Below are 2,485 nucleotides of genomic sequence, written 5' to 3' on the forward strand. Positions count from 1 at the left end.
CGGGCCGTAGCGGCGGCCCGACTGCGACGACAACCGGCCGAGCACCCCGCGCGGCACCAGCTTGGTGGCCCCGGTCAGCGCCTTGTAGCGGGGGTCCGGCACGGACAGGGTCCGCCCCCGGCCGAGGTCCCGCAGCGCGGCGTCCACCACCCGGTCGGCCTCCAACCACATCCAGTTCGGCACCGAGTCCATCGCCATGCCGGCCCGCTCGTGGAACTCCGTGCGCACGAGACCCGGGCACAGCGCCATCAGCCGCACCCCCGAGTCCGCCAGGTCCTGCGCCGCGCCCTGCGTGAACTGCACGACCCACGCCTTGCTCGCGCCGTAGGTGCCGCGCGGCACGAACGCGGCGACCGACGCCACGTTCACCACGCCGCCGCGACCGCGCTCGCGCATCTGCTCCACCGCCGCCGACGTCAGCCGCAGCACCGCCTCGCAGTGCACCTTCAGCATGGACAGCTCGTCGGACATCGGCACGTCCAGATAGCGGCCCTTCATGCCGAATCCGGCGTTGTTCACCAGCAGGTCCACCGGGTGCGTGCGGTCGGCGAGGCGTTCCTCGACCGCACCGATGCCCTCGTCCGTGGACAGGTCGGCGGCGAGTACGGACGCCTCGATGCCGTGCCGGTCATGCAGTTCGGTGGCGTGGTCGCTCAGTCTCGCGGCGTCCCGCGCGACCAGCACCACGTCCCGCCCGTCCCTGGCCAGTCTGCGCGCGAACGCGGCGCCCAGGCCGGCCGTCGCTCCGGTAATCAGTGCAGTCGTCATACCGGAACGTTAGCCGCCGTCCCTCGCCGCCCCACCGCGGACGGGTGTTCCGGGCCGCCCGGCCGTTCCCGCGTCACCGGACCGTCAGCCGGCGACCCGCTTGCGGGCCGCCGCGCGGGCCTCGGGGTGCAGTGCGTCGCCGGCCGCCAGTACCTCGGGCAGCAGGTGCGGTTCGGTGGTGGACGCGCGGAACAGGAAGGACACGGTGACCGGATGCGCGGGGCGGTGCACCACGTCGACGGTGTCCCCGGCCCGTACCTCACCCGCCTCGACCACCCGCAGGTACGCGCCCGGCCTGGCGCGCGCGGTGAAGCGGCGCACCCAGCCCCGCTCACCCAGCCGGTCGGCGAACGTGCGGCAGGGGATGCGGGCCGAACTGACCTCCAGCAGCGGTCCGCCGTCGCCGCCGATCCGCCAGCGTTCGCCGATCAGCGACTCGTTGACGTCCAGCCCCGAGGTGGTGAGGTTCTCGCCGAAGCTCCCGGACGGCAGCTCCCGGCCCAGTCGTGCCGCCCACTCGTCCAGGTCCTCGCGGGCGAAGGCGTACACGGCCTGGTCGTCGCCGCCGTGGTGGCGCAGGTTGCAGACCGTGTCGCCGACGAGTCCGCTTCCCCCGACGCCCTTCGGGCCGGGCGCGGTGATCCGCACCGGCCCTGTGGCGGGGCGCTTGTTGATGCCGGTGGCGCGCTTGCCCTCCCGGCCCGGGGGGAGGGCCACGGCGTCGCCCAGGTTCACGGAGAGTAGATGCATGGGGGCAGGCTAGAGCGGCACCCGCATAAGTGGCGAACTGTTATTGGTCAGTGTCCCCAAGGTGCGCTTATGGTGGGGAAATGATCGAAGCCCGCCACCTGCGGGTGCTGCGCGCGGTCGCCGGCACCGGCTCCTTCTCCGCCGCCGCCCGGGAGCTGGGCTGCACCCAGCCGGCCGTGAGCCAGCAGATGAAGGCGCTGGAGCAGTCCGTCGGCACGGTGCTGCTGGTCCGGGCCGGCCGGGAGATGCGCCTCACCGAGGCGGGGGAGGTGCTCGTCCGGCACGCGGCCTCGGTGCTGGCGTCGCTGACCGCGGCCGAGGAGGAGGTCGCCGCCCTCACCGGACTGCGGGCCGGCCGGGTGCGGCTGGTCTCCTTCCCCAGCGGAAGCTCCAGCCTGGTCCCGGCGGCGGTGGCCGCGCTGCGCGCCGACCACCCCGGCACCCGCGTGTCGCTCGTCGAGGCGGAACCGCCCCGCTCGGTGGAGATGCTGCGGGCCGGGGACTGCGACATCGCGCTGACGTTCCGCTATCCGGGTGACAGCGGCGCGGTGGGCGAGTGGGACGACCTGGTGGTCCGCCCCCTGCTCACCGACCGCCTGGTGGGCCTCGTCCCGGACGGCCACCGGTTCGGCCGCGTGGAGCGGGTCGGCATCGCCGAGCTGGCGGAGGAGCCCTGGATCGCGGGCTGCCCGCGGTGCCGGCGGCATCTCGTGCAGGCCTGCGAGGCGGAGGGCTTCACCCCGCGCATCGACTTCGCCACCGACGACTACCCGGCCGTCGTCGGCCTGGTGGGCGCCGGACTGGGGGTGGCGGTGCTGCCGCAACTGGCGGTCGAGTCGGTGCGCACCAAGGGGGTGCGCACGGTGGTGATGGAGCCGGAGGTGCGCCGCGAGGTCGTCGCGCTCTCGCTGCCCGACCTGGCGCGGGTGCCGGCCGTCGCGGCCATGCTGGACCGCCTCGCCCGCAC

General features: G+C 74.4%; 3 protein-coding genes. 1 reads left to right on the forward strand and 2 read right to left on the reverse strand.

Annotated elements, in window-relative coordinates; genetic code table 11:
- Together ACYVE9_RS22835 and ACYVE9_RS22840 are read right to left on the reverse strand one after the other, a co-directional pair.
- Window positions 1-768 (reverse strand): SDR family NAD(P)-dependent oxidoreductase (locus ACYVE9_RS22835; RefSeq protein WP_461029770.1); only part of this gene is annotated, 768 nt, incomplete at its 3' end.
- 84 nt (window positions 769-852) lie between these two features.
- A complete protein-coding gene (locus ACYVE9_RS22840; protein WP_461029771.1) occupies window positions 853-1,518 on the reverse strand; it encodes an MOSC domain-containing protein in 666 nt (221 codons plus the stop codon).
- A gap of 80 nt (window positions 1,519-1,598) precedes the next feature.
- On the opposite strand from ACYVE9_RS22840, the gene ACYVE9_RS22845 reads away from it, so the two are divergent.
- Window positions 1,599-2,485, forward strand: an 887-nt coding sequence (locus tag ACYVE9_RS22845; RefSeq protein WP_461029772.1) for a LysR family transcriptional regulator, incomplete at its 3' end; no start/stop codon positions are given.

This window comes from Streptomyces sparsus, assembly GCF_054776295.1.